Raw genomic sequence first — 24015 nt, 5'->3', positions numbered from 1 at the left:
CCGTAACAAGCATTACGGTAACATCGGTTCCGAGGTGACCACGACATGGCAAGAACCAAGGACCCAGCGGCCCAGGCGCGGATCTCGCACGCGGTCTGGGAGGTCCTGGGCGAGCACGGCCCGCACGGGTTGACCCTCCGCGCGGTCGCGGAGCGGGCCGGGTGCACGACGGGCCTCGTCCTCCATCGCTTCCCCGACAAGCGCGCGCTCCTGCTGCACGCTCGCGACCTGCTCCACGAACGGACGGCGGCGCGGACCGAGGCGCTCGAAGCCGCAGCCGAGACCCCGCGTGACGCTCTGCGCGCCGTCCTCCGGCAGGCCCTGTCCCTCACCGACGAGACGCGCCAGGAGGCCCGGGTCTGGCTCGGCTACCTCGCGGCGGCGCTCGACGACGAGGTGCTGGCCGAACGGCACCGTGCGGGTCATGGCGTGTTCGTCGCGCGCACCCGCCGCCTCGTGGCCGAGATCCGCCCCGAGCTCACCGAGGCCGAGGTCGCCGCGACGGCCACCGTCGTCGTCGGATTCATCGAGGGCGTCAGCACCCTGAGCACGGCCGACGACGACCACTACGATGCCGCGGCCCAGCTCGCCGCGCTGGACCGACTGCTGCTCGTCCTCGGGCTCGACGACGAGACGAGCCACGCGTGATCGTCGTGGAACGGTGGGCGGATGCTCCGGCTCATCGTCGCGAGCGATTCGCCGAGCTCCTCGAGGAGTACCACCGCCGGACCGAGCACGAGAAACTCCTCGACCGAGAACCGCGTCCGGAGGATCCCGCTCCGACGATCACCCTCCCCGACCGCTACCGGGTCGAGATCGCCGACCCGAGCACCGCCTTCGCCTCCGACGAGATCCTCCTGGCCGTCGAGGACGACCGGGTGCTCGGCTGCGTCGTCCTGACGGACGGCCCGTCGCCGGAGCTCAAGCGACTCTGGGTCGCCCCCGACGCTCGTCGCCGGGGAGTGGCCGCAACCCTGCTCGAGGCCGCCACGACCGTCTCGCGGCTGCGGGGCGATGACGCCGTGCGTCTCTCCGTGTGGCACTGGCGCTCCGCCGCGATCGCGCTCTACCGGCGGTCCGGCTTCGTGGCGGTCGCTTCCTGGGACGACAGACCCGGCCTCGACTGCTTCGTGCGGTCCTTCGACTGATCGGGCACCACTCGGGTCAGGACGCCGAGAGCTCCTCGGCGCGTGCGACGGCGGCTGCCGCGGCGCGGTCGAACGTCTCGCTGAAGCCCGCCTCGGCGAGCACGGCGAGCGCCTGCTCCGTCGTCCCCTTCGGGCTCGTGACGTTGATCCGCAGCTGCTCGGCGCTCTCCCCCGTCGTCGCGAGGAGTTCCGTCGCGCCGCGGAAGGTTCCGTCGACCATCACGGACGCCTGCTCGGGGGTGAATCCGAGGCCGATCGCCGTACGGGTCAGTTCCTCGATGAGGTAGTAGACGTACGCCGGACCGGAACCGGAGATGGCGCTGAGGGCGTCGATCTTCGATTCGGGGATGACGACCACCTGGCCGACGGTCTCGAAGAGCGCGGTGACGACGGCGAGGTCGTCCTCGCTCGACCGAGTACCCGGCGCGAGCCCGGTGACACCCAGCCCGACGTAGGACGGGGTGTTCGGCATGGAGCGGAGGACCGACACCGACTCCGGCAGGGCGGACTCGAACGCCGCACCACGGATACCGGCTGCAAGGCTCACGACGATCGTGCCCGGCTGCAACGCGTCGGCGATCTCGGCGAGGAGGTCGGCGACCAGGTAGGGCTTCACGCCGATCAGGACGATCTTCGCCGCGGCTGCCGCCCGACGGTTGCCGTCGGTGTCCTGCTCGAGAGCGATCGAGGTGACGCCTGGCAGCTCGGCGAGAGCCTCCGCCTTGGCGATGGTCCGGTTCGTCACCGTGATGCCACCGTCGACCTCGACACCCGGCTGGACGAGACCGCGGAGGACGGCCCCTCCCATCGAACCGGCGCCGAGGATGGCGATGCTGGGCAGGCTGATCGTTTCACTCACCCTGCGAGTCTAAGCACCTGCATGCTCGGCGGCACGTGCCCGGCCGGGTCAGTCGGCGAGGCAGGCGCCCGACGGGACCGCGGACTGCAGTGACCCGGCGAGCGCGACGACGGGCAGGACCTCGTCCATCGCGAGCGCGTACCCGACCGGCGCGGAGTTCGCGTCGCGGGCGAAGATCACGCCCGCAACCTCACCGGACTCGGTGAGGAGCGGGCCACCGGAGTTGCCCGGCTGCACCGTCCCGGACAGCGTCACGACCTGACGGCTCGTCGGGTTGTTCCCGCTGATGTCGGCGACGAGGCTCGGCCCCATCACGATGACCTGCGCGCCACCGGCCGTGTACGGGCCACCGAACGGATACCCGGCGACGACGGCGTTCGAACCGGGCGCCGGATTCGGTGCGAGCGGCAGCGATCGGGTGCCGAGGTCGTCGACGCGGATGACGGCGAGGTCGTCGACCGGGTCGAAGTAGACGATCCGTCCTTCCCTGGGCATGGCCCCCGGGACCTCGACGACCGGGTTCGTCACGCCGGCGAGGACGTGCGCGTTCGTCATGACCAGGTCGTCGGCGAAGACGAAGCCGCTTCCGGTGAGGCTCCGCGAGCAGGACTCGGCGGTGCCGCTGATGCGCACCACGGACGCGGAGGCCGTCTGCAGCGCCGGCGTCGAGGTGTCGAGCTGCGGGGCGGCGGGCACGTCCGCGGTTCCACCGAAGGCCTCGATGACGCGTTGGGCCCCACCGTCGACCACCGTGGAGCGGAGCTGCGCGAGCGTGCTCTTCACCTGCACGGGCGTGACGCGGTCGATCGTGCCGATCACCGCGGACGACCCGACCGCCTGGGCGAGCAGCGGGATGCCGAGGGATCCGACACCGAGTGCCGCGGTCACGAGGACGAGCGCGGTGACGACGAGGTTGAGGGCGGCACCGAGCAGGCGTTCCAGACCGCGCAGGGGGGTCTTGCGGACGACGGAGCCGATGGCCCCACCGATGAACGCACCGATCGTGTAGCCGATGGCGAGGACGACCACCGCCGCCGCGACCGCCGCCCAGCCACGCCACGCCGCGTCCGGCACCCACGAGGCGACGAGCGGGATCGCGAAGAAGGCGCCGACCCCACCGGCCGCCAGCCCGACGAGCCCGCCGAGGCTCCCGAGGAGCCCCGCACGCCACCCGCGGATCAGGAAGCCGATCAGGACGACGACGAGGATGATGTCGAGGATCACGCCGGGTTGCATCCTGCGATCCTGCCATCACCCGCCGACAACGGGCTCCGGAAGTGCTGGGAGCAGCCGCATCCGGTCATCGATCCTGTCGAGGCGCGGCGACCTCCGGGGCCGTGTTCGCCCTCAGGGGGCTCCGACGCCGCCCGCGCCCCGGAAGAAGTCGGTGAGGAGCGCCGAGCAGCGCTCGGCCTCTACCCCCGCATAGACCTCGACACGGTGCTGCAGGCGCCGGTCACGCAGGACGTCGTAGACGGAACCGACCGCACCGGCCTTCTCGTCCCAGGCCCCGAAGACGAGCCGCGGGATCCGGGCGGCGAGGATCGCGCCGGCGCACATGACGCAGGGTTCGAGCGTGACGACGAGCGTCAGCTCCGTGAGGTGCCAGTCGGCCAGCGCGGCCGCTGCGGCGCGGATGGCGACCACCTCGGCGTGGGCGGTCGGATCGGAGTGCAGCTCGCGCTCGTTGCGTCCGACGGAGACCACCGTGCCGTCCGGGGCGACGAGCACCGCGCCCACCGGGACGTCGTCACTGGCCAGTGCCGCCTCGGCCTCGGCGATGGCTATCTCCATCCACACGGCGAACTCGGCCGGTGCGTGCATCCGTCATCTCCCCGAAATCCTGGTCGCCGCGCGAGCGACTAGATTGATCGTATGCGAGTGCACGTAGCCGACCACCCCCTCATCACCCACAAGCTCACGGTGCTCCGCGACAAGACGACACCGTCACCGGTGTTCCGTGCCCTCACCGAGGAGCTCGTCACGCTGCTCGCCTACGAGGCGACGCGCGGCGTCACGGTCGAGGAGATCACGATCCAGACGCCCGTCACCGAGACGGTCGGCGTCAAGATCAGCGAGCCGCGTCCGCTCGTGGTCCCGATCCTGCGGGCCGGCCTCGGCATGCTCGAGGGCATGGTGAAGCTGCTCCCCACCGCCGAGGTCGGCTTCCTCGGCATGGTGCGCAACGAGGAGACCCTCGAACCCACCACGTACGCGGAGCGTCTCCCCGACGACCTGTCCGACCGCCAGTGCTTCGTGCTCGACCCGATGCTCGCGACCGGTGGCTCGCTCGCGGCGGCCATCGACTTCCTCTTCAAGCGTGGCGCGATGCACGTCACCGCCATCTGCCTGCTCGCCGCCCCCGAGGGTCTCGAACGCCTCGAGGCCGAGACGGCCGGCAAGGACGTCACCATCGTCCTGGGCGCCCTCGACGAGAAGCTCGACGAGAACGGGTACATCGTCCCCGGGCTCGGCGACGCCGGCGACCGCCTCTACGGCGTCGTCTGACCCCGGCTCCCGCCGACATGAGGCGGATCGTCGTCCATCCCCGCGATGGACGACGATCCGCCTCATCTCAGTTGTGCCGCCAGCTGACAATTCCCGAGTAACAGAACGTCATCTTCCGCTCGCACTTGACAGGATCCGGGGGATTCCTGTTGTATTGCGGACTATGACGACCAACGCGCCCACCCCGACCTCCTTCGAGGCCCCTGGGAACGCCGGCATGATGATGCCCGGCCGCGCTGTCATGTGCTGTCGAATGTGTCGCTGACCCGACTCCTCCAGCACCGGTAGCGATCCACACGGATCCGCTCCACTGCTCCCAGCACCTCCGAGTCCGCCGCTCCCCCACCAGGTGAGCCGACTCCCGGACGTACCCCGTCCGTACCCGGCCGACGCGCCACTTCCCGGATCGCGGGACCGCAACTGCCCACCGGCAGGCGGGATCACCCCGAGCGCACCGCGCACGATCCGTCGTAGCATCATCACTCCCGAGGACCTCGCACTCATGTCTCTTGCAGCCGTTCAGACCACCCGCCCCACCCGCCAGCTCACCGCCGTCGAGGATGCGCCTCGGGCCGCGACCCCGCACGTCCGCGCCGTTCCAGCCGGCCCTGAAGCCCGAGGCTTCGTCCTCTACGTCGGTCTCGACGAGGCGAAGGCGGCCGCGGCCGGCACGAGCCTCGGTGAGATCGTCGAGGCCATCAAGGCCCTGACGGCCCAGTTCGCTCCGGAGGCCGAGACGCACGCGGCCGTCGCCCTCGCCCCTCGCGGTGCCGGCGGACGCGACCTCGACGTCGTCCGGCTCGCCCTCCAGGACCCCTCGGCACTCGCGGCCCACCGCGACGAGGTCGACGAGGAGGAGCAGGACCGCGCGCACGCCGGTGTCGTCGTCGACATCTCCCGGAAGCGCCTCGTCCTCGACAACGAGGCTGCGCCGCTCACGTACAAGGAGTTCGAGCTCCTCCAGTACCTCGTCCTCCGCGAAGGACGCACGATCGAGCGCGCGGAGCTCATCTCATCGCTGTGGCGCGCCGGCGACGACGAAGAGGTCCCGAACGAGCGGACCATCGACGTCCACGTGCGTCGCCTGCGCGCCAAGCTCGGCCGCTACGAGGACATCGTCCGCACCGTGCGCGGTGTCGGCTACCGCTTCGACCGCCACGCGGACGTCTCCATCCGCTACGCCAGCACCCCGTCGCCCGACCTGTTCTGAGCCGGTTCGGTGGCCCCACCGACGAGACGACGGGCCCGGTGAGTGGGTGTTCCACTCGCCGGGCCCGTCGGACGTCCTGCGTCAGATGACGCGCGGCTTCTTCGGCTTCTCGCCCGGTGCCGGGACCGGGCGCATCGCGAGCTTCCACACGCCGAAGACGGCGATCGCACCGGCGACGACGAAGAGCACGAGCGCGAACCAGGGCGCACTGGCCGCCTCACCGAGCACGACGATGCCGATGCCGACGGCGACGAGTGGGTCGACGACGGTGAGGCCCGCGACCACCAGGTCGGGCTGTCCGCTCTGGTGGGCCTTCTGGACGAAGAACCCACCCACCCCGGCGGCGACGAGCAATGCGATGATGCCGACGACGGTGAGACCCTCGAAGTTCTGCGTGATGACCCGGTTGATGACGACCTTCGCGAGGGTCACGACGAACCCGTACAGCACGCCTGCCGCGACCACGTAGAACACCGTGTGCAGCTTCCGGCGCCACAGCGCGTACGCGCCGGCGAGCGCCAGAGTCACGACCGCGAGCATGATGAGGATGATGATGAGCTGCGGCTGACGGATCGGCTCCTCCACCGCGTAGAGCGCGGCGACGATTACGAAGAGGCCGATGCCGGCGACGCACAGCACCATCGCGCGGGTCTGCTCCTTGGTGATCTTGACCCGGGTGACCCTGGCGTTCAACAGTGCCGTGATCACGAGGGCGATCGCCCCGAGCGGCTGCACGACGATGAGCGGTGCGAAGGCCAGCGCGACGAGCTGGAAGACGATGGCCAGGCCGAGCAGCAGAGTGCCGATGAGCCAGGACGGGCGACCGAGCAGCTGCGGGAGCTGCTTCAGCCCGAACGCCGACGAGGCCGCCTCGACCTTCCCGACGCCCCGGGACTGGAGCTGGGTCCCCACCGCCAGGAAGAAGGCGCCGACGAGCGCGATCGGGATGCCGATCGCCTGGTACGGCGTGACGCTGATCGTCGGGATGTCGAGATCGACCGCGGCCCGAGCGGACTGCGCGACGATGCCGGCCGTACCCGACAGCAGCAGGGCGCCGGCCGCGAGGACCGGGAACGACGTCGCCGCCATCACTTCGCCGCCGCGCTCGTGCCGACGGCCGCCGTCTCGGCGTCACCGAGTTTGTTCTCCGGTACCACCTTGGAGTCCTGGCTCGGGAAGACGACCTTCTGGACGATGATGATGATCGACGCGGCGACCGGGATCGCGACGAGGGCACCGAGGATGCCGCCGAGGGCGCCGCCACCGAAGGCCGCGATGACGACGAGGGCACCGGGGACCGCGACCGCCTTGTTCATGATTCGCGGGCTCAGGACGTACGCCTCGATCTGCATGTAGATCAGGTAGTAGATGATCGCGATGAGCGCCGTGACCGGCGAGACGAAGAGGCAGAGCGCGCTGTTCACGATCGAGGCGCTCAGCGTTCCGACGAGCGGGATCATCGAGCCGATGAACGCCAGCAGGGCGAGCAGCGGCGGGAAGGGCGCTCCGATGATGCTGAGGAAGATGAAGCTCAGCACACCGTTGACGAGCGCGAGCCCGACCTGCCCGACGACGTATCGTCCGACGGCCTGCGTGATCTCCTCGAGCACCTGCGCGAAGCCCTCGCGGCGGTAGGCGGGGAGGAAGCGGTACGTGACGGCCTTCATCGAGCGCAGCGACGCGAGGAAGTACAGGGTCAGGATGAGGACGATGATCGAGCCGGTGATGCCCGATGCGACGCCCGCACCGACCGCGACGATGCCGCCACCGATGTTCAACAGGTTGTTGGGGTCCTTGAGGAAGGAGAACGCGTCGTTGAGCGCCGAGTCGATGTCGAGGGTGTTCCCGATCGTGTTCTGGACCCACGCGACGAAGTCGCTGTTCAGGAACTGCTGCGAGATCCGGGGGTAATCGCTCACGAAGTTCGAGATCTGCGTCACGAGCAGCGGCACGATGGCGAAGATGATGCCGACGAACGCGCCGATCACGGCGAGGAAGACGACGGCGATGGCGAGGCCGCGCGGCAGCTTCTGCTCGAGCCAGGAGACGAGCGGGTCCAGGCCGAGCGCGATGAACAGTGCGACGCCGACGTAGATCAGGGTGGTACTGAGCTGGGTGACGATGCTGCCGATCACGAGCGCGACGAGCACGCCGATACCCCCGACGAGGCCGATGCGGAACGCGTTGATGCGCACGCTCGGAGCCGAGGGCTGGAGGGCCGCGACCACGGCTGCCGACGGTGGCGAGGAGGCTGCGGCCTTCGCCGCGCGCTCCTGCTTGGCCTCCTGGTGCTTGGCGCGCCTGGCCTCGCGCTCCTCCGGGGTGGAGGAGAACCCGGGCAACCGGAGTTTGGGGGTCTTCATCGTGCGGTCTCCTCGGTGGTGATGCGATCGTGGTGCGATCGTGGTGCTGGGGCGTTCACATGGATCGCCGCTCTGTGCCTACAGTAGTGAGACGGAGCCCGGCTCGCAGATGTCACGGTCGGGTGTGACGAAACCGCCGGAAGTTGTCTCGGCCGGCACAGAGAGGCGGCAGGCGGTGGGTGTCGATCCAGTGCGCACGTCGGGCGGCCTCCTCGAGCAGGCGACCGACCGGACGCTCGTCGAACGGTGCGTCGACGGCGACACCCGCGCGTTCCAGGTGCTCATCACGCGCTACGGCAGGATGATGAAGGCGTACGCCGTGCGACTCACGCGATCCTCCGCGGACGGCGACGACGTCGTCCAGGAGGCGCTCATCTCGGCCTGGAAGCGGATCGACACGCTCGATGACGGCGCGATGGTGAAGAGCTGGCTGATGCGCATCGTCAGCCGCCGGGCGATCGACCTCATGCGGCAGCGCAAGGACACCGAGTCGACCGACGACGCCATCATCGAGGCCCCGGAGCGCGACGGTCCCGAACGGCGAGCCGAAGCGTCGTCGCAGCTGGGAGCATTGTCAGCAGCGCTCGACAGACTGCCGCACGGACAGCACCAGGCTTGGGTGCTCCGCGAGATCGGCGGATACTCGTACGAGGAGATCGCCGAACAGCTGGGGCAGAGCGTCGCCAGCGTCCGAGGGAGTCTCGCACGGGCTCGGGCGACACTGGTCAAGGACATGGAGGGGTGGCGATGAACACCGAGATTCCGGGCTCCGGACCGGGCGGGCCAGGCGGTTGCGCGCACGGCATCGACGCCCTCACGGACTACCTCGAACGTGACATGCTGCCGGCCGACCCGTCGATCGACGACTCGCCCGAATGCCAGCGGATCCTCCGGTCCCTGCGGCGGGTCCGCTCGCTCGCCACGCCATTGCGGGAGGCGGACGAGGCGGCGGTCACCGCACTCGACCAGGACTGGATCCGAGGGATCATGGAGAACATCGGCCGTGAGGCGAAGGCCGGACGCGACATCCCGTTCGCCGCGTCCGACGACGCCGCTGCGCTCGTCATCACGGAGGGCACGGTCCGAGGGCTGGTCCGCGGTGCCGGCGACCGCACCCCGGGCGTGCTCGTGGGGCGCTGCGTGCTCGAGGGCGACGTCACCGTGGTCGGTGAACCGATCATGCTCCACGTCACGGTGAGCATCGGTTGGGGGAAGTCGGTCGCCGACACGGTTGCGTTGTTCCGCGAGGAGGTCGCCGCCAGCCTCCGGCAACACACGGACCTCGTCGTGGCAGGTCTCGACATCGTCGTCGACGACCTGCACTTCGAGGCCGACGAGATCGGAGAGGTGGGGGACGATGCATGACCTGACGGAGACGGACGACGACCTCGGATCGCTCGCGAGCTCGCTCGACGGTTTGGTCCTGGCGGTACCGGGCGTCGACGGGTTGACCGCCGTCGAGCCCACCCTGCTCCGGGCCGCGAAGGAGGGCGTCGGTGCCCTGCTCGGCTCGCCCGACCAGCCGGCACGGGTGAGCGTCAAGCGTGTCCGAGGCGTCCTGACCGTGCAGACCAACATCTCCGTCGCCGCGGAGGCGGCATCCCCTGCCGTCGCGCAGGCGGTCCATCGCGCCATCGCGGAGCGGCTCCCCTCGTCCACCGACGAGGGTGCACCGTCCATCACCGTCCGCGTGATCGACGTCGTCCCGAGCGGCTCCCAGGACTGACACGACGGCAGGAGTTCCGCGCCGCGACAGGAGCGCGGATCGGCTTCCGTCCGGCTTTCAGGCGGTCGTCATGCGCTCGCGCTCCGCTCCGGTAGCGCACTCGGACAACTCCCAGTAAAAATAACGTTCTGATAACTACCGCTCGTTACCGATCCGTTATATGGTTTTGGAACGTTAGTTGTTTTGCTGTGGCAGCTGACGGAATGTGATTGCAGGACACTCTTGGTGCAAGGGAAAGAGAGCCGGTCGTAGCCTCTGCGACCGGCTCTCGTCATGTCCGGAGACGATACGGAGCGCAACCACCCCACCTCGACGCACCGCTCGACGGCCGTGCAGGATAGATTCAGGTGGTGGATCGTCGGACGGCAGCGGGAGCGGGTATGGACGAGAGGCGACTCGCGATCGCCGCGTGGGAGTCACTGTTCCGCGCGCAGGTCGACGTGATGCGCCACATCTCGCACGACTTCCCGAGCCACGGCATCTCGCTCAACGAGTACGACGTCCTGCACACGATGTCGCGGGAGCCCGATCGTCGCATCCGTCTGCGCGACCTCAACTCGAGCGTGCTGCTCTCGCAGCCGAGCATCAGTCGCCTGGTCGATCGACTCGTCGCGCGCGGACTGGTCGGCAAATGCCCCGACCCGGACGACGGCCGCGGCACCCTCGTCCGCATGACCGATGCGGGCTACGACGTCTACCGCGCGGTCGCCATCGCCCACGGTGCGACGATCGCCGAACGCGTGACCACGTCGCTCAACCCACAGGAGATGGCGACCCTCGCGGCGCTCAGCGACAAGCTCCGCGGAGCGTGAGCCGCGCCGACTGATCGGGCGCGCACGGCCCCCACTGTCGTGTCCGATTTCCGCTCGTCGGACCCGGTGGCGCATGTCAGACTCGGATCATGGACGACACCCGGAGCATGGACTTCGCCGAACGCTACCGCGCGATCCAAGCCCGCGACCAGCGCTTCGACGGGCAGTTCATCACGGCCGTGAGCTCCACGGGGATCTACTGCCGACCGTCCTGCCCGGCTCGAACCCCGAAGCCGGAGAACGTCACTTTCTACGCGACGAGCGCCGCGGCGCACGAGGCCGGTTTCCGCGCATGCAAGCGGTGCCTTCCTGAAGCGGTCCCGGGCACGCCCGCCTGGAACCTCGGCAACGACGTCGCCGCGCGCAGCATGCGCCTCATCGCCGACGGCGTCGTCGAACGGGAGGGCGTACCCGGACTCGCCTCGCGCCTCGGGTACTCGAGCCGGCATCTGACGCGGATCCTCAGCGCCGAGCTGGGCGCGGGTCCACTCGCCCTGGCGCGGGCCCACCGCGCGCAGGGTGCTCGACAGCTGCTGACCGGCACCGACCTCCCCTTCGGTGACATCGCCTTCGCCGCCGGGTTCTCGAGCATCCGGCAGTTCAACGACACGATGCGGGAGGTGTTCGAGCTCACCCCCGGTGAGCTGCGCGCGAAACACCGGACGGTCGGCGAACACGCCTCCGGCTCGATCACCCTGTCCCTGCCGTTCCGCCGCCCGTTCGACGCAGCGGGCGTCTTCGCCTGGCTCGCACCACGGGCGGTGGACGGCGTCGAGCTCGCGGGGCCCGACCACTACGCCCGGCTCCTCGCCCTCCCCGGCGGCACGGCGTGGTTCGAGGTGCGACAGCTCGGCGACGACCTCCGACTCACCGCCGAGGTGACGGACCTCGCCGACCTGCCGGTGCTCGTCTCGCGGGTCCGTCGGCTCTTCGACCTCGACGCCGACCCGACGTCGGCCGACGCCGTCCTCGCGACGGACCCGCGTCTCGCCGCCTCGGTCGCCGCCACACCCGGCATCCGACTCCCCGGGGCGGTCGACCCGGAGGAGATGCTGGTCCGGGCGATGGTCGGCCAGCAGATCACCGTGGCCGCGGCACGCACCCAGCTCCGTCGTCTCGCGGACGAGGTGAGCACGACGGTCCCCGAACGACACGGGCTGCACCGGCTCTTCCCGACGGCGACGCAGATCGCGAACGGCGGGGAGGCCGCTCTCGTCGGGCCCCGAGCGCGGATCGACAGCCTGCTCGGCGTCGCGCGGGCACTCGTGTCCGGTGAACTCACGATCGGCTTCGGCGACGACCGCGACGAGCTCCGGACGCGCCTGCTCGCCATGAAGGGGATCGGCCCCTGGACGGCCGACTACGTCAGTATGCGGGTGCTCGGCAACCCCGACGCCTTCCTGCCCGGCGACGTCGCCGTCCGCACGGGTGCGGGCCGACTCGGCTTGCCGTCCGACGCCCGCGCCCTCACTGCGGAAGCGGACGCCTTCGCCCCATGGCGCTCCTACCTCTGTCTCCACCTGTGGAAGGCGGCCTCCACACCGGCGCCGTCCGCCGCACCCTCAGCCCTCGAGAAAGGTCCAGCAGCATGACCACCATCATCTCCAGCACGAGCGCCCGCCGCGGTGACGGCCGGGCGTCCGGCGCGCAGCTCACCGCGACCAGCCAGACCGTCGACACTCCGGACGGCCCCTTCACGATTCTCGCGCGGGAGGACGGAGCGGTGCTCTCCTCAGGGTGGTCCGACGACATCGGCGTCATGCTCGAACGGATCCGGCCAGCCGACCGCCCCGGCGAGACCGTGGCGGGGACGATCGCGGCGATGGACGCCGTCCGGGCGTACTACGACGGCGACCTGGCGGCGATCGACCTCGTACCGGTCGCCCAGTTCGGTGGCCCGTTCCGCACGCACGCCTGGACGGTGCTGCGGACGATCGCCGCAGGACACCCGGTGACGTACACGGAGTTCGCCGCGGCGAGCGGTCGGCCGTCGGCGGTCCGCGCTGCGGCGAGCGCCTGCGCGACGAACGCGCCCGCCCTGTTCGTCCCGTGCCACCGTGTCCTCCGGACCGACGGGACGCTCGGCGGGTTCGCGTGGGGACTCGACGTCAAGCGGTCGTTGCTCGACCGCGAGGCCGCGCTGAGCTGAGCGAGCCTTCGACAGGCTCAGGGACCGGAGGAAGAAACACCGGACCACGAGGACACGCGTCCAGACGGAAAGAACCCTCCCACGGTCCCTGAGCCTGTCGAAGGGCTGCGTCACCCCGTGGGCACTTCGACAAGCTCAGTGACCGGAGGAGGAGACAGCGGAGCACGAGGGCACCCGTCCAGACGGGGAGAACCCTCCCACGGTCCCTGAGCCTGTCGAAGGGCTGCGTCACACCGGCGCACTTCGACAAGCTCAGTGACCGGAGGATGGCTCGGTGACCGGAGGATGGCTCGGTGACCGGAGGATGGCTCAGTGACCGGGACGGCACGATGACCGGAACGGGCGGCTCCGGTCAACCCTCCGGTCCGGTTCGATCGTCCGCGTAGGCTGACGGGATGGCTGCTGCCCCGACGATCGTATGGTTCCGCGACGACCTCCGCCTGGCCGACAACCCCGCCCTGCACGCAGCGGTCGAGCTCGGAGCGCCGATCCTCTGCCTGTTCGTCCTCGACGACAGTGAAGAACTGCGACCGCTCGGCGGCGCGTCCCGCTGGTGGTTGCACCACAGCCTCGAGGCGCTCGGCGACGACGTCCGCGGTCTCGGCGGCACGCTACTCCTCCGATCGGGGAGTGCGGCGACCATCGTGCCCGAGCTCGCCCGCTCGATCGGTGCCGGCGCCGTCCTGTGGAACCGTCGCTACGGCGCGGCCGAGCGCGAGATCGACGCCGGGATCAAGTCGGAGCTGAAGGAGGCCGGGCTCGACGCTCGCAGCTTCGCCGCGAACCTCCTCGCTGAGCCGTGGGAGATCGTCACCGGACAGGGGCAGCCGTATTCGGTGTTCACCCCGTTCTGGAAGGCCTCGCTGCAGCGGCACGCGGCGAACCCGCCGAGACACCCCCTCCCCGCGCCGACCGCACTGACCGCCATGGCCGAACCGCCCTCGGGCGACGAGCTCGGCTCCTGGAACCTGCTCCCGACGAAGCCGGACTGGGCGGCCGGAATCCGGGAGCAGTGGACGCCCGGTGAGGCCGGCGCCGACGCGCGGCTCGCCGAGTTCCTCGACGACGGCGTCACGGGCTACGCGGAGGACCGAGACTTCCCGGCCCAGCCGTCGACCTCCGGGCTCTCCCCGCACCTCCGGTTCGGCGAGATCAGCTCGCCGCAGATCTGGCACGCCGCCCGCGACGGCCGCCGGCGTCTCGGCGACGACGGCGCCACCTTCCTCAAAGAACTCGGCTGGCGCGACTTCGCCTACCACTGCCTCTTCGCCTTCCCAGACCTCGCGACGCGCAACTGGCGTCAGGCCTTCGACCGGTTCCCGTGGCCGGACGTCGACCAGGACGCCTTCGACGCCTGGACCGCCGGGAGGACCGGCATCCCGCTCGTCGACGCCGGCATGCGGGAGCTCTGGGCGACGGGCACCATGCACAACCGGATCCGGATGGTGACGGCGTCCTTCCTCACCAAGAACCTGCTCATCCACTGGAAGCTCGGCGAGGACTGGTTCTGGGACACGCTCGTCGACGCCGATCCCGCCTCCAACCCCTTCAACTGGCAGTGGGTGGCCGGCAGCGGCTTCGACGCCTCGCCCTACTTCCGGATCTTCAACCCGGAACGGCAGCGCGAACGCTTCGACGCCGACGACGCGTACATCAAGCGGTGGGTGCCCGAGTTCGGCACGCCCGACTACCCCGAGCCGATCGTCGACCTCGGCGAGACGAGACAGGCTGCGCTCGCGGCGTACGAGCAGGTCAAGGGGGCATAGCTCCGGGCCGTCGTTCTTCGACCCTTCGACAGGCTCAGGGACCGGGGTGGCGCTCAGGGACCGGGATGGGGCTCACCGGGTGCGGAAGAGACCGGCACGCTGGGCCGCGGCGATCGCCGCCGAGCGGTTCGACACGTCGAGCTTCGTGTAGATGTGCGCGAGGTGCGACTTCACCGTCGTCTCCCCGACGTGCAGTCGCCCGGCGATCTCGAGGTTGGTGAGGCCCTCGGCCGCCCGCGCGAGCACCTCGATCTCCCGCGCGCTCAGCGCCTGTTGCGGTGCACTCACCCGAGCGACCAGGCGGGTCGCCACGGCCGGACCGAGCACCGAGTTCCCGCCGGCCGCCGAGCGGATGCCGTCGATGAGGTCTTCCGGGGCGGCGTCCTTCAGCAGATACCCCGCAGCTCCGGCTTCGATCGCGCCGAGGATGTCGGCGTCGGAGTCGTAGTTCGTCAGCACGAGGACCGACGGACCGCCCGGCAGCGACGCGATCTCCCTCGTCGCATCGATCCCCGTCGGACCGTCGCCGAAGCTCAGGTCCATGAGGACGAGGTCGGCGCCGGGTGCGGCGGCGACGGCCTCGGCTGCAGTCGACGCGGTCCCGACCACCTCGATGTCGGCGATCGGCGCGAGGACCGCGAGGAGTCCGGCTCGGACGATCGGGTGGTCGTCCGCCACCACGACCCGGATGACCTGCGGCTCCCCGGCATCCGTCGCATCGTCACGCATGGGCATCCCCTTCCGGTCCTGGTGCCGCGAACCGCACGGTGATGGTCGTGCCGGCACCCGGCGCGCTGCGCACCTCGACCTCGCCACCCAGTTCGGTGATGCGACGACGCATGGACATCATGCCGAACGAACCGCCAGCAGTGCGCTCGGCGACCCTCGCCGGATCGAACCCCACCCCGTCGTCGTCGATGTCGAGGATGACCTCCTCATCGAGGTAGGTGAGGGTGACGTCCGCCCGGCTCGCTCCGGCATGCCGGACGACGTTCGCGAGACTGCCCTGCGCAGCCCGGAGGAGCGCGGTCGTCACCGGCGTGCCGAGGACGAACGCATCGCCGGTGACCGTCGTGGAGACCGGCGTGCCGCTTTCGGCGGTCGTCGTCTCGGCGAGCCGACCGAGCGCGTCCGCGATCGTCGCGCCGACCAACGCCGGCGGGCTCAGCTCGTCGATGAGGCTGCGCGTCTCGGCGAGGGCCGTCGCCGCGGCCTCCCGCGCCAGACCGATGTGCGAGCGCAGCTGCTCCGTGCCCGGCTGCTCGACGGCGGAGCGTTCGGCCGCGTGCAGGAGCAGTTGGATGCTCGACAGGGCCTGGGCGACCGTGTCGTGGAGGTCTGCGGCGAGGCGCTCCCGCTCCGCCAGCTTGCCCGCCTGCCGCCCCCGCTCGGCGAGCTCCTCGCGTGCCGCGACGAGCTCGGCGATGAGTCGCTCCCGCTCGGCCGCCTCCCGAGCCAGCGCCTCGTAGCCGAGTCCGATCGCGACGGCCACGGCCGCACCGACGAGCGGGCCGACGACTCCCCCGACGCTGAAGCCGGCGTGCAGACCGATCGCCACCACCGCGGCGACGGTGGCGATCACGACGGCGGGCACCGCGACGGCCCTGGGGAGGAGGTGCAGATAGAGGAAGAACAACGGGAAGACCAGGTAGGCGGCATCCGGGCTAAGCAGGACGAGGACCACCCACTCGACGCTGAGCAGCACCAGCCAGACGAGGACGGAAACCCGACCTCGACGGACGCCCACCGGCGCGGTGGCGCGATCGGTCCCTCCGCTGGCGGCCACAGCGCGCCGAACCCGACCGCCGAGGATCGCGCCAGCGGCGTAGGTGAGCAGCATGACGACGGCGAGGACGATCGCCGCGAGGGCCGCCTGGCCACCGACCGAGACGGATCGCGCGATCACCAGCACGATGAGCGCGGTGACGAGGCCGTGGAGGCCGAGCTGCAGGCCGGTGAACACGGGGCTGAGTGCCGAGTGCTTCATCCGCCCAGCGTACGGCGGGGATCGTCCTCGCGAATCATCAGAAAGGTGGAACGTCGCCTCCACCTGACCGCGCCGGAGGACCGTCCTGTCCGACGATGCCCGGAGTCGGCGACGCGACGAGGCTGGAATCCTGCCGCACCACGGAGACGCCGTCGGGCGGCTGACAAGGAGTCCCCATGTTCGTCGCCTGGCGCGACATGCGCTTCGCCACCGGTCGCTTCGTGCTGATCGGGGCGGTCGTCGCCCTCATCACCCTGCTCGTCGGATTCCTCAGCGGCCTCACCGCAGGGCTGGCGAACCAGAACATCTCGGCGATCACAGGACTGGGTGCGTCGAGCATCGTCCTCGCGGCCCCGGCCGACGGCGAGCAGGCGACGTTCGCCGACTCCGCGATCGACGCGGACGCGGCCACCACGTGGGCTGCGGTCCCCGGGGTGGACGGTGTCCAGGAACTCGGCATCAGCCAGACGCGGATGACCACGGACGATGCGCGCACCTCCGTGGCACTGTTCGGGATCAGCGGTGACGCCTTCCCGGGTCGCGCCGCCGAGGTGCCCGCTGACCGGACCGCCAGCCTGAGTCGGACCGCCGCGGAGGCCCTCCACGTCTCCCGAGGCGACACCGTCTCGATCGGTGGCAGCGAACTCGAGGTCGGATCGGTCGTCGACGACCAGTGGTACAGCCACACGCCGGTCGTCTGGACGAGCCTGTCGGAGTGGCGGTCGCTACAGGCCGCGCAAGGGTCCCCCGGCGACGGAGCGACCGCGCTCGCCATCACCGGGAACCCGAGCGCCGATGCGGTGACGGGAGCGGAGCAGGCCACCGGCACGGTATCGAAGGACGTCCTGTCGTCCCTGCTCGCGATCGGATCGTTCCGCTCCGAGATCGGATCGCTCCTCCTCATGGTCGCCATGCTGTTCGGGATCTCCGCGCTCGTCATCGGAGCCTTCTTCACGGTGTGGACCATGCAGCGCGCGGGCGACGTCGCGATCCTCAAAGCGTTGGGCGCGACGACCCGTCGGCTCTCGCTGGATGCGCTCGGCCAGGCGCTCGTCCTCCTCGTCCTCGGCGTCGGGCTCGGCATCGGCACCACCGCCGCACTCGGTTCCGCGGCTGGCACGGCGCTGCCCTTCGTGCTCAGCCCACTGACGACGCTCGTGCCCGGGGTGATCACGATCGCCCTCGGCCTGATCGGCGCGGCGTTCGCCCTGCGGTCCATCCTCTCGGCCGACCCGTTGACCGCGCTCGGCGGCAACCGGTGAACGCGCCCACCCTCCCTGCGTCCTTCCTCGCACCCACCCTCGTCACCATCGGAGTCACCGCATGATCTCGCTCACCGACGTCACCCTCACCTTCCCCGACGGCGACCACCGCGTCACCGCCGTCGACCGCGCGACCCTCGCCGTCCCGGCCGGGACCGTCACCGCGCTCACCGGGCCCTCGGGCTCCGGAAAGTCGAGCGTGCTCGCCGTCGCGGCCGGCCTCATCCGGCCCGACAGCGGCCTCGTGGAAGTGGCCGGGGTCGACGTCACCTCCCTCGACCGCCGTGCAGCCACCGACTTCCGCCGCACGAGGCTCGGCATCGTGTTCCAGCAGGCGAACCTGCTGCCGTCGCTCACGGCCCTCGAGCAGCTGTGCGTCCTCGGGACACTCGGCGGCCGCACGTCGCGGGCCGACCGGACGCGCACCCGCGAGCGGGCCGCGACGCTGCTCGCCGCCGTCGGGCTCGCCGACCAGGCCGGCAAGCGGCCGCACCAGCTCTCCGGCGGTCAGCGGCAGCGGGTCAACATCGCGCGCGCCCTCATGAACGAGCCCGACGCCCTCGTCGTGGATGAGCCGACCAGTGCCCTCGACCACGAGCGCGGATCCGCGATCATCGAGCTCATCCTCGAACTCACCGCGACCTCTGGCGCCGCGACGCTGCTGGTCACCCACGATCGGAGCCACCTCGACCGCATGGACCAGGTGCTCGTCATGGAGGACGGTCGGCTCAGCGCCGCCGCCGACTCACTGGCCCTGCAGTCCTGAGGTCCGCCGTCGCCCGGCGGTAGGGTGAGGTCACGTCGAGAGAGGACCGCCATGCGCCGTGCGACCCGTGGGCTGACCGTGATCGCGATCGTCGGCGCCGTGCTCGGCACGAGTGCCTGCACGGGTGGCGCGGACTCGCCCTCCGGTCAGAGCTCCGCGAGCGAGGCCGGCGTGATCGCACCCGTCATCGTGCAGCTCGTCGATCAGGACGGCCGCACCATCACCGTCGGCCTCGACAACGTGGTGGACCTCGTCGCCGTCGATCCGACCGTCTGGTCCGCGAAGGTCGAGGATCCGTCGATCGCGGAGTACGTGCCGGGCGGATCCCGCGGCGGCGCGTCGTTCAACCCCGGTCTGCAGCCGCTCGAGGTCGGGAGCACGACGGTGACGCTGACGAACAGCTCCGACGATTCGACCGTCGTCCTCACGCTCGAGGTCGTCGACCGGTCCTGAGCCGGGACGCTCGGACGGACCGAACCGGTCCCTGAGCCGGTCGACGGGCGCACCCCGACCGGTCCCTGAGCCGGTCGACACTTCGACAAGCTCAGTGACCAACGTTCAGATGTTGAGGTAGCGGCAGAGGTACGCGGTGGTGACCTCGACCTCGACCTGGAAGCTGCTGCTCCCCGGGACACTGAACTGCGCGTCGGGCCCGAAGTCCTGCCAGGCACTCGTGTTCGGCAGCAGCACGCGGAGCTTGCCGGAGATCACCGACATCTCCTCGGCCTTACCCGTGGTGAAGGTGTACTGCCCCGGCTCCATCACTCCGACGCTGGCCGACTCCGCACCGGGCTCGTTCGTGGTGAAGCCGATCGACTTCACGTTGCCGTCGAAGTACTCGTTGCTCGTCAGCATCAGGGGCCTCTCGTCGTGGTCCGGGACCGCGGCGGCGGATCCGGCCTTCATCGTATCGGCTCGGCGAAGAACGCCTCCTCGTGCGCGGCCGAGGCCAGGAACGCCCGTCGCATCGTCTCCCGGCCGGCCTCGTCCGCACGAGCTGCCGCCCCGGCGACGATCTCGATCGCCCGGGCGTTGGCCGTCGCGAAGGCGGGGTCGGCGTACGTGTCGAGCCACGCCGCGAAGGGGTGCTCCGCGTGCGATGCGCCGACGAGCCGTTCACCGAGATCCTGATAGATCCAGTAGCAGGGCAACACGGCGGCGACCACCCGCCCGTAGTCGCCGTCGACCGTCGCCGCGTGCAGGTGGTCGAGGTACGCCGCGGTCGTCGCCGACGGTTCCACGTCCATACCGCTGACGGCATACGTGCTGAGCCAGGTGCGGTGCAGCTCCATCTCGGCCTCGATGGAGCCCGCCGCACCGGTCGCCCAGAACACCTGCTCCTCGGCCGTCGGTGCCAGTGCACTCGCTCGCGCGAGGACCCGCGAGTAGGCCCGCAGGTAGATCGCGTCCTGCTGCAGGTACCAGGCGAACCGGGCCGGATCGAGGGTGCCGTCCGCGAGCGTCGTCACGAACGGCAGGTGGTCGATCCGGTCCCGCAGCTGGGCGATGTCCTCCCACCAGCCCGTGAGGATGCCGGCGCCGTCCTGCCTACCCGAGGTCATCCCGGCCGACGCCCACAGCTCGGCGAAGTGGCTGATCGGGCCGTTGCCCGAGCCGACCTCGAGCGAATCCCCGTGCCGGAGGCTCGACGTGAGCCACGCCTTCGCCTCGCCGAGGGCCTCGGTCCAGGATCCCGAACGGGCGACGAGGGTGGCCATCGCGCTCGACAGGGAGCACCCGGTTCCGTGGGTGTTCCGCGTGTCGACTCGAAGACCGTCGAACTCGACGAGTGATCGGTCGTCGCCCAGACCACCGGTGGCGTCGACGAGCGCATCCGGGCACGCGGTCGTCCCCGTCAGGTGCCCGCCCTTCACGAGCACGATCACGCCCGCCTGCGCCGAGACCCGTTCCGCCTGGGCGAGTGCGTCGGCCCAGCTCGTCGCCACCGGCTCGTCCGCGAGGACGGCGAGCTCCGGCAGGTTCGGGGTCAGGAGGTCGACGTGTGGCAGGAGCGCGCGCATGGCCGCTTCGGCGTCGCGGTGGAGGAGGCGGTCCCCGCTCGTCGCGACCATCACCGGGTCGAGGACGACGGGTCCGGTCACGGTCTCCTGCAGCCAGGTCGACACGGTGTCGATGATCGCGACGTCGCCCAGCATCCCGATCTTGACCGCGTCGATCACCACGTCGTCCGCGACCGCGTCCAACTGCTCGCGGAGGAACCCGACGGGCGGGGTGTGCACGGATCGGACGCCCCGGGTGTTCTGCGCGACGAGCGCGGTGACGACCGCCATGCCGTATCCGCCGTTCGCGGCGATGCTCTTGAGGTCGGCCTGGATCCCGGCACCGCCGGTCGGGTCGGTCCCGGCGATGCTGAGCACCCGCGGTGTGTCCCGGACCGCGACAGGTCGTCGACCGCGCACCCGGTCCGAGCTCGACGACTCCGGCGTCGTCGTCTGCTCCGCGGCGCTCATGCCGAGACCTCGGTCCAGGCGCTGCGGAACGCCCGGGCGGCGGCCGCCGGATCGTCGGCGGCGCAGATGGCGGAGACGACGGCGAGACCAGCGGCACCGGCAGCGTGGAGCTCGACCGTGTCCTCCAGTGACACCCCACCGATCGCGACGCACGGGAGCGGGGTCGCGGCGGCGATCGCGGCGAACCCCTCCATGCCCAGCGGCTCCGGGTGGTCCGGCTTGGTCGTCGTCGGGCGGATGACGCCGACACCGAGGTAGTCGACGGCCCCGGGAGGCAGCGCTGCGACCGCGTCGAGGTGCGCCGGGGTGTTCGCCGTCAGCCCCACGACGGCGGCCTGCCCCACGATGCGGCGCACGGCGTCGACCGGGAGATCGCTCTGACCCACGTGGACGCCGTGGACGACGGCACCGGCGGAACGGGCGGCGAGGAACACGTCCACCCGGTCGTCGACGAGGAGCAGCGCCCGCCCGGCGACGACCTCCGCCGCACGCACGGTCAGGTCGAACAGCTCTCGCGCCGATGCGGTCTTCTCCCGCAGCTGAACTGCGGTCACCCCGCCGTCGACAGCTCGGCGTACGACGTCGAGGACACCGCGATCCCCGCTGGCCGGAGCATCCGTGACGAGGTAGGTGGCGATACCGCGGCGCACGAGCTCGGCGTGCGAACGGGCCGCGAGGACCAGGTCCGCGGTGGTCGAGGCGCTCACGCGATCACCGCCAGGCTGCGGACGGTGTCGGCATCGAGGAGGTGGAGGCGGTCGAGGAAGGCGGGAGCGAAGGAGCCGGGTCCACGGCTCTCCGCGGCCGCCAGCTGCGCGGCGACCGTGTACGCGGTGGTCGCCGCGAGCGTCGTCAGCAGCCGGTCGTCGTCGAGTGACGCGAAGGCGGCGAGTACGGCACCGAGGGCACAGCCACCGCCCGTCACGAGGGTGAGCCAGGCATGTCCGTTCGAGCAGCGGACGATGCGCTCACCGTCGGTGATGACGTCTGTCGGCCCGGAGATCGCGACGACGGCACCCGAGGTGCGGGCGATCGCGGTGGCCGCCTCGATCGCGCTGTCGACCGAGTCGGTGCTGTCGACGCCGCGACCGCCGGCGCCCAGTCCGGCGAGCGCGATGATCTCGCTGGCGTTGCCGCGCACGATCGTCGGCCGGAGGGCGAGGAGTTCGGTGGCGAGCGCCGTGCGCACCGGCAGGAAGCCGACGGCGACGGGGTCGAGCACCCATGGAGTGCCGGCCTCGTTCGCGGCGGTGGCGGCCTCGACCATGGCCTCGCGCTGCTCAGCCTGCGGCGTCCCGAGGTTGAGGAGCACGCCGGAGGCGATGCGGGCGAACGGTCCGGCCTCGGTGGGGATGTCGGTCATCGCCGGGGCGGCGCCGATGGCGAGCAGGACGTTCGCCGTGAAGTTCGTCACCACGGCGTTCGTGATCGATTGGACGAGCGGCGTGCGCTCGCGCAGGCGGTCGAGGAGGTCCCCGGACGCGCTCGCAAACTCGCCGACGGACGAGTCGTCGGTGGACGGGTGGGCAGACTGCTGCGGTGTGCGAATGCTCATTCGCGACATCCCTTCGCTCGGACTAACGAGATCAGGTTCGACGGGTGTGTTCTCAGCCGATCGTCGTGGGATCGGCACCCCGTGTCACTCGCGACCACCCTAGCGGGTCGGCCCGGCTTCCGGTCCAGCGGGCGGGCGACGATGATGGAGGGATGGACTTCTTCGAGCTGGTCACCATCGTCTTCGAGGTCGCCGGTGTCGGGGCGATGGTCGTGGGCTTCGTGATCGCCGTCACCCTCTCGGCCCGCCTGTGGTGGAGCACGCGCGACGGCGCACGGGCCTTCCGGATGCTGCGGGAGACGATCGGCTCGGTCATCCTGCTCGGGCTGGAGATCCTCGTGGCCGCCGACCTCGTGACGACGGTCACGTCGACGCCCTCACTGACCGACGCACTCGTCCTCGCGATCATCGTCGTCATCCGCACCCTGCTGAGCTTCTCCCTGCAGATCGAGATCGAGGGCACCCTCCCCTGGAGGCGCCTGGCGACGACCGGCCCACAGCTGTTCGACCGTGCCGTCAAGCGCGGTGGCGAACGCACGCGGCGTCGCGCCGAGGAGCAGGACGTGTCGACGTCAGCCGATCCGGCAGCGGCGCCGACGGTCGCGGCGCAGGCCGTCCCTGACGATGAGGACGGCTTCCCCGAGCTCCGCAGTCGCAGCTAGTGCGGCGCGGCTAGCGTGCCGCGGAGGTCGCCCAGGTGTCGCGGATGAGGTCGGGCAGCAAGCGCATGTCGTCGAAGACGTGGGTGCCGTCGCCGATGAGGCGCTCGGCGGGCGTCATGCCGCCGGCGTAGGCGTAGACCGTCATGCCGGCCGCGCGGGCAGCGAGGACGCCGACGACGCTGTCCTCGATGACCGCGCACCGCTCGGGGGCCGTGTCGAAGTCGGCGGCGGCATGAAGGAAGAGGTCGGGTGCGGGCTTGCCGACGGCGACGTCGGTCGCGCTGAAGATGCGCCCGTCGAAGCGGTCGTGGATGCCCACCTGCCCGAGGTTGCGGACGACGTCGTGCAGCATCCCGTTCGAGGCCACGCACAGCGGCACCCCGGTCGCAGCGATACCGTCGAGGGCGTCGACGACCCCGTCGACCGCCTCGAGCTCGCGCTCGCAGATGCCGCGGAACATATCGCTCCAGCGCTGGATCCAATCCGCCTCGAGCGGCTTCCCGAGCCGCTGCTCGACGAGCGTCGCGTAGGTCTCGAGCGAGGCGCCGACGAAGAGCTCCCGCACCTCGGCCTCGGTGTAGTCGCCGCCGACCTCGTTGAGCAGCTGGAGGTTCACCCGGACGGAGATGCGTTCCGTGTCGACGAGCGTCCCGTCGCAGTCGAAGATGACGAGGTCCGGATAGTCGACTGGCATGCTCCGAGCCTAAACGACACCGCCTGCGCTGTGGCCGTGTGCCCTCCGGCGGCGACCTCCGACGGCGGTCGGCGTCA

The 24015-nt window shown here is 70.6% G+C and carries 27 protein-coding genes and 1 riboswitch; of the genes, 15 read left to right on the top strand and 12 right to left on the bottom strand.

Annotated features, from left to right (window positions below):
• Nucleotides 1-45: 45 nt before the first annotated feature.
• Nucleotides 46-648, top strand: coding sequence for a TetR/AcrR family transcriptional regulator (locus tag ACQG07_RS05660; RefSeq protein ID WP_426737710.1), 603 nt, complete (start codon nucleotides 46-48; stop codon nucleotides 646-648).
• Nucleotides 645-1148 (top strand): GNAT family N-acetyltransferase, encoded by a 504-nt coding sequence (locus tag ACQG07_RS05655; RefSeq protein ID WP_426737709.1) that lies wholly within the window; start codon nucleotides 645-647, stop codon nucleotides 1146-1148. The genes ACQG07_RS05660 and ACQG07_RS05655 overlap by 4 nt, the downstream gene beginning before the upstream one ends.
• A gap of 16 nt (nucleotides 1149-1164) precedes the next feature.
• On the opposite strand, the gene proC is transcribed toward ACQG07_RS05655, so the two are convergent.
• From proC to tadA, 3 genes are all read right to left on the bottom strand, one after another.
• Entirely contained in the window at nucleotides 1165-2007 is an 843-nt protein-coding gene (gene proC, locus ACQG07_RS05650; RefSeq protein WP_426737708.1) for a pyrroline-5-carboxylate reductase, read from the bottom strand.
• 48 nt (nucleotides 2008-2055) lie between these two features.
• On the bottom strand, nucleotides 2056-3243 hold the full coding sequence (locus tag ACQG07_RS05645) for a MarP family serine protease (protein ID WP_426737707.1): 1188 nt from the start codon (nucleotides 3241-3243) through the stop codon (nucleotides 2056-2058).
• Nucleotides 3244-3354: 111 nt separating this feature from the next.
• On the bottom strand, nucleotides 3355-3831 hold the full coding sequence (gene tadA / locus ACQG07_RS05640; RefSeq protein WP_426737706.1) for a tRNA adenosine(34) deaminase TadA: 477 nt from the start codon (nucleotides 3829-3831) through the stop codon (nucleotides 3355-3357).
• A 51-nt stretch (nucleotides 3832-3882) separates the two neighbouring features.
• Here tadA and upp point away from each other — a divergent pair, with 51 nt between their 5' ends.
• Together upp and ACQG07_RS05630 are read left to right on the top strand one after the other, a co-directional pair.
• A complete protein-coding gene (upp, locus tag ACQG07_RS05635) occupies nucleotides 3883-4515 on the top strand; it encodes a uracil phosphoribosyltransferase (RefSeq protein ID WP_079706630.1) in 633 nt (210 codons plus the stop codon).
• Between the two features lie 502 nt (nucleotides 4516-5017).
• Nucleotides 5018-5725, top strand: a complete 708-nt coding sequence (locus ACQG07_RS05630) for a winged helix-turn-helix domain-containing protein (protein ID WP_079706629.1) — start codon at nucleotides 5018-5020, stop codon at nucleotides 5723-5725.
• Nucleotides 5726-5806: 81 nt separating this feature from the next.
• On the opposite strand, the gene ACQG07_RS05625 is transcribed toward ACQG07_RS05630, so the two are convergent.
• On the bottom strand, nucleotides 5807-6814 hold the full coding sequence (locus ACQG07_RS05625; RefSeq protein ID WP_274500338.1) for a DMT family transporter: 1008 nt from the start codon (nucleotides 6812-6814) through the stop codon (nucleotides 5807-5809).
• Complete coding sequence (locus ACQG07_RS05620) at nucleotides 6814-8088, bottom strand: AI-2E family transporter (RefSeq protein ID WP_079706627.1); 1275 nt, start codon at nucleotides 8086-8088, stop codon at nucleotides 6814-6816. The genes ACQG07_RS05625 and ACQG07_RS05620 overlap by 1 nt, the downstream gene beginning before the upstream one ends.
• A 175-nt stretch (nucleotides 8089-8263) precedes the next feature.
• On the opposite strand from ACQG07_RS05620, the gene ACQG07_RS05615 reads away from it, so the two are divergent.
• The 7 genes from ACQG07_RS05615 to ACQG07_RS05585 all read left to right on the top strand — a co-directional run bounded on the left by ACQG07_RS05615 (nucleotide 8264) and on the right by ACQG07_RS05585 (nucleotide 14541).
• The gene (locus ACQG07_RS05615) at nucleotides 8264-8839 is read left to right on the top strand and encodes an RNA polymerase sigma factor (RefSeq protein ID WP_426737705.1); all 576 of its coding nucleotides are present in this window, start codon (nucleotides 8264-8266) and stop codon (nucleotides 8837-8839) included.
• A complete protein-coding gene (locus ACQG07_RS05610) occupies nucleotides 8836-9453 on the top strand; it encodes an Asp23/Gls24 family envelope stress response protein (RefSeq protein ID WP_192005966.1) in 618 nt (205 codons plus the stop codon). Before ACQG07_RS05615 ends, ACQG07_RS05610 begins: the two co-directional genes overlap by 4 nt.
• The gene (locus ACQG07_RS05605) at nucleotides 9446-9814 is read left to right on the top strand and encodes a hypothetical protein (RefSeq protein ID WP_426737704.1); all 369 of its coding nucleotides are present in this window, start codon (nucleotides 9446-9448) and stop codon (nucleotides 9812-9814) included. Before ACQG07_RS05610 ends, ACQG07_RS05605 begins: the two co-directional genes overlap by 8 nt.
• A 380-nt stretch (nucleotides 9815-10194) precedes the next feature.
• On the top strand, nucleotides 10195-10626 hold the full coding sequence (locus tag ACQG07_RS05600; protein ID WP_079706622.1) for a MarR family winged helix-turn-helix transcriptional regulator: 432 nt from the start codon (nucleotides 10195-10197) through the stop codon (nucleotides 10624-10626).
• An 89-nt stretch (nucleotides 10627-10715) separates the two neighbouring features.
• A complete protein-coding gene (locus ACQG07_RS05595) occupies nucleotides 10716-12218 on the top strand; it encodes an AlkA N-terminal domain-containing protein (RefSeq protein ID WP_426737703.1) in 1503 nt (500 codons plus the stop codon).
• Nucleotides 12215-12775 (top strand): methylated-DNA--[protein]-cysteine S-methyltransferase, encoded by a 561-nt coding sequence (locus ACQG07_RS05590; protein WP_079706621.1) that lies wholly within the window; start codon nucleotides 12215-12217, stop codon nucleotides 12773-12775. Before ACQG07_RS05595 ends, ACQG07_RS05590 begins: the two co-directional genes overlap by 4 nt.
• 395 nt (nucleotides 12776-13170) lie before the next feature.
• A complete protein-coding gene (locus ACQG07_RS05585) occupies nucleotides 13171-14541 on the top strand; it encodes a cryptochrome/photolyase family protein (protein ID WP_426737702.1) in 1371 nt (456 codons plus the stop codon).
• Nucleotides 14542-14613: 72 nt separating this feature from the next.
• Here the strand turns inward: ACQG07_RS05585 and ACQG07_RS05580 are convergent, their stop codons facing one another.
• A complete protein-coding gene (locus tag ACQG07_RS05580; protein WP_124767418.1) occupies nucleotides 14614-15270 on the bottom strand; it encodes a response regulator transcription factor in 657 nt (218 codons plus the stop codon).
• Nucleotides 15263-16528 carry a sensor histidine kinase gene (locus ACQG07_RS05575; RefSeq protein ID WP_426737701.1) on the bottom strand — a complete coding sequence of 422 codons (1266 nt, stop codon included), beginning with the start codon at nucleotides 16526-16528 and terminating at the stop codon, nucleotides 15263-15265. Before ACQG07_RS05575 ends, ACQG07_RS05580 begins: the two co-directional genes overlap by 8 nt.
• 176 nt (nucleotides 16529-16704) lie before the next feature.
• On the opposite strand from ACQG07_RS05575, the gene ACQG07_RS05570 reads away from it, so the two are divergent.
• From ACQG07_RS05570 to ACQG07_RS05560, 3 genes are all read left to right on the top strand, one after another.
• On the top strand, nucleotides 16705-17790 hold the full coding sequence (locus ACQG07_RS05570) for an ABC transporter permease (RefSeq protein WP_426737700.1): 1086 nt from the start codon (nucleotides 16705-16707) through the stop codon (nucleotides 17788-17790).
• Between the two features lie 61 nt (nucleotides 17791-17851).
• On the top strand, nucleotides 17852-18556 hold the full coding sequence (locus ACQG07_RS05565) for an ABC transporter ATP-binding protein (RefSeq protein ID WP_426737699.1): 705 nt from the start codon (nucleotides 17852-17854) through the stop codon (nucleotides 18554-18556).
• Nucleotides 18557-18607: 51 nt separating this feature from the next.
• The gene (locus ACQG07_RS05560) at nucleotides 18608-19009 is read left to right on the top strand and encodes a hypothetical protein (RefSeq protein ID WP_159875777.1); all 402 of its coding nucleotides are present in this window, start codon (nucleotides 18608-18610) and stop codon (nucleotides 19007-19009) included.
• A gap of 105 nt (nucleotides 19010-19114) precedes the next feature.
• Here ACQG07_RS05560 and ACQG07_RS05555 read toward each other — a convergent pair whose 3' ends face one another.
• The 4 genes from ACQG07_RS05555 to thiM form a co-directional block, all read right to left on the bottom strand.
• Nucleotides 19115-19411, bottom strand: coding sequence for a pyrimidine/purine nucleoside phosphorylase (locus tag ACQG07_RS05555; protein WP_086475105.1), 297 nt, complete (start codon nucleotides 19409-19411; stop codon nucleotides 19115-19117).
• A gap of 47 nt (nucleotides 19412-19458) precedes the next feature.
• On the bottom strand, nucleotides 19459-21027 hold the full coding sequence (locus ACQG07_RS05550; RefSeq protein ID WP_426737698.1) for a bifunctional hydroxymethylpyrimidine kinase/phosphomethylpyrimidine kinase: 1569 nt from the start codon (nucleotides 21025-21027) through the stop codon (nucleotides 19459-19461).
• Nucleotides 21024-21734 carry a thiamine phosphate synthase gene (gene thiE, locus ACQG07_RS05545; RefSeq protein WP_342450880.1) on the bottom strand — a complete coding sequence of 237 codons (711 nt, stop codon included), beginning with the start codon at nucleotides 21732-21734 and terminating at the stop codon, nucleotides 21024-21026. Before thiE ends, ACQG07_RS05550 begins: the two co-directional genes overlap by 4 nt.
• Entirely contained in the window at nucleotides 21731-22582 is an 852-nt protein-coding gene (thiM, locus tag ACQG07_RS05540; protein WP_426737697.1) for a hydroxyethylthiazole kinase, read from the bottom strand. The genes thiE and thiM overlap by 4 nt, the downstream gene beginning before the upstream one ends.
• Nucleotides 22574-22674: riboswitch (TPP riboswitch) on the bottom strand. Its footprint overlaps the gene before it by 9 nt.
• Before the next feature lie 60 nt (nucleotides 22675-22734).
• Here thiM and ACQG07_RS05535 point away from each other — a divergent pair.
• Nucleotides 22735-23244, top strand: coding sequence for a DUF1622 domain-containing protein (locus ACQG07_RS05535; RefSeq protein WP_426737696.1), 510 nt, complete (start codon nucleotides 22735-22737; stop codon nucleotides 23242-23244).
• Nucleotides 23245-23254: 10 nt separating this feature from the next.
• On the opposite strand, the gene ACQG07_RS05530 is transcribed toward ACQG07_RS05535, so the two are convergent.
• Complete coding sequence (locus ACQG07_RS05530; protein WP_079706612.1) at nucleotides 23255-23938, bottom strand: HAD family hydrolase; 684 nt, start codon at nucleotides 23936-23938, stop codon at nucleotides 23255-23257.
• Nucleotides 23939-24015 lie beyond the last annotated feature (77 nt).

It is taken from the genome of Plantibacter sp. 2H11-2 (assembly GCF_050031945.1).
GTDB lineage: Bacteria > Actinomycetota > Actinomycetes > Actinomycetales > Microbacteriaceae > Plantibacter > Plantibacter auratus.
This window is presented reverse-complemented; position numbering and strand designations above follow the sequence as displayed.

Bases quoted from the DNA above. Each gene is read 5' to 3' on its own strand.
- ACQG07_RS05645 (WP_426737707.1), bottom strand. From the start codon at position 3,243: ATGCAACCCGGCGTGATCCTCGACATCATCCTCGTCGTCGTCCTGATC.
- tadA (WP_426737706.1), bottom strand. From the start codon at position 3,831: ATGCACGCACCGGCCGAGTTCGCCGTGTGGATGGAGATAGCCATCGCC.
- ACQG07_RS05535 (WP_426737696.1), top strand. From the start codon at position 22,735: ATGGACTTCTTCGAGCTGGTCACCATCGTCTTCGAGGTCGCCGGTGTC.
- ACQG07_RS05605 (WP_426737704.1), top strand. From the start codon at position 9,446: ATGCATGACCTGACGGAGACGGACGACGACCTCGGATCGCTCGCGAGC.
- ACQG07_RS05590 (WP_079706621.1), top strand. From the start codon at position 12,215: ATGACCACCATCATCTCCAGCACGAGCGCCCGCCGCGGTGACGGCCGG.
- ACQG07_RS05630 (WP_079706629.1), top strand. From the start codon at position 5,018: ATGTCTCTTGCAGCCGTTCAGACCACCCGCCCCACCCGCCAGCTCACC.
- upp (WP_079706630.1), top strand. From the start codon at position 3,883: ATGCGAGTGCACGTAGCCGACCACCCCCTCATCACCCACAAGCTCACG.
- ACQG07_RS05550 (WP_426737698.1), bottom strand. From the start codon at position 21,027: ATGAGCGCCGCGGAGCAGACGACGACGCCGGAGTCGTCGAGCTCGGAC.
- ACQG07_RS05610 (WP_192005966.1), top strand. From the start codon at position 8,836: ATGAACACCGAGATTCCGGGCTCCGGACCGGGCGGGCCAGGCGGTTGC.
- ACQG07_RS05625 (WP_274500338.1), bottom strand. From the start codon at position 6,814: ATGGCGGCGACGTCGTTCCCGGTCCTCGCGGCCGGCGCCCTGCTGCTG.
- thiM (WP_426737697.1), bottom strand. From the start codon at position 22,582: ATGAGCATTCGCACACCGCAGCAGTCTGCCCACCCGTCCACCGACGAC.
- ACQG07_RS05575 (WP_426737701.1), bottom strand. From the start codon at position 16,528: ATGAAGCACTCGGCACTCAGCCCCGTGTTCACCGGCCTGCAGCTCGGC.
- ACQG07_RS05595 (WP_426737703.1), top strand. From the start codon at position 10,716: ATGGACGACACCCGGAGCATGGACTTCGCCGAACGCTACCGCGCGATC.
- ACQG07_RS05570 (WP_426737700.1), top strand. From the start codon at position 16,705: ATGTTCGTCGCCTGGCGCGACATGCGCTTCGCCACCGGTCGCTTCGTG.
- ACQG07_RS05565 (WP_426737699.1), top strand. From the start codon at position 17,852: ATGATCTCGCTCACCGACGTCACCCTCACCTTCCCCGACGGCGACCAC.
- ACQG07_RS05600 (WP_079706622.1), top strand. From the start codon at position 10,195: ATGGACGAGAGGCGACTCGCGATCGCCGCGTGGGAGTCACTGTTCCGC.
- ACQG07_RS05585 (WP_426737702.1), top strand. From the start codon at position 13,171: ATGGCTGCTGCCCCGACGATCGTATGGTTCCGCGACGACCTCCGCCTG.
- ACQG07_RS05530 (WP_079706612.1), bottom strand. From the start codon at position 23,938: ATGCCAGTCGACTATCCGGACCTCGTCATCTTCGACTGCGACGGGACG.
- ACQG07_RS05560 (WP_159875777.1), top strand. From the start codon at position 18,608: ATGCGCCGTGCGACCCGTGGGCTGACCGTGATCGCGATCGTCGGCGCC.
- ACQG07_RS05580 (WP_124767418.1), bottom strand. From the start codon at position 15,270: ATGCGTGACGATGCGACGGATGCCGGGGAGCCGCAGGTCATCCGGGTC.
- ACQG07_RS05660 (WP_426737710.1), top strand. From the start codon at position 46: ATGGCAAGAACCAAGGACCCAGCGGCCCAGGCGCGGATCTCGCACGCG.
- ACQG07_RS05620 (WP_079706627.1), bottom strand. From the start codon at position 8,088: ATGAAGACCCCCAAACTCCGGTTGCCCGGGTTCTCCTCCACCCCGGAG.
- ACQG07_RS05555 (WP_086475105.1), bottom strand. From the start codon at position 19,411: ATGCTGACGAGCAACGAGTACTTCGACGGCAACGTGAAGTCGATCGGC.